The organism is Cellulomonas hominis (assembly GCF_005239125.1).
In the GTDB taxonomy this organism is placed as follows: Bacteria; Actinomycetota; Actinomycetes; order Actinomycetales; family Cellulomonadaceae; genus Cellulomonas; species Cellulomonas hominis_A.
In genome coordinates this window covers 1-515 of record NZ_SZYE01000400.1, presented here as the reverse complement: position 1 = coordinate 515, position 515 = coordinate 1, and the positions used below count along the sequence as shown (strand labels likewise).

Here is a 515-nt window from a genome sequence, read left to right as displayed (position 1 = left end):
GGTCGCCTGGTCCATCGACCGGCGGCCGTCGCGCAGCTCGACCAGCAGGTTCTCCCCCGCGTGGGCCACGCGCTCCAGGCGCGAGAACGCGAGGAACCCGCTGGTTCCCTTGATCGTGTGGATCGTCCGGAACACGCTCGCGATGAGCGAGCGCGACCCCGGTTCGCTCTCCAGGGCCACCAGGTCCTGGTCGAGCTGGTCGAGGTTCTCGTGGCTCTCCACGAGGAACTCGCGGACGATCTCGTCCATGTCCTCCACTGCTGCCTCCTAGCGGGTGCGGACCCGTCTGTGGTGAGGATCGGCGGGTTCGGGGGGCGCGTGAGGCTTTTGGTGGGCGACGGGGGCCGTACGGCGGGTGAAGGCGCGGCCGTCACCCGGACGAGTGCGCGCGCGCACGACGCCCGACCCGCGCCCCGGACCCGCCGAGCGGGGTCGGCGGGGGTGCGGCGGGACGAGCCCCGGGGCGCCGGGCGGGAGCGCCGCACCCGGTCCGGGGGCTCGGGCGCGCGGGTGCG

General features: G+C 75.0%; 1 protein-coding gene. It reads right to left on the bottom strand.

The genetic code is table 11. The annotated features are described in order from the left end of the window. The coding region (locus FA014_RS19745) for an Hpt domain-containing protein (protein WP_230323473.1) at positions 1-249 on the bottom strand (249 nt) is incomplete at its 3' end. Positions 250-515 lie beyond the last annotated feature (266 nt).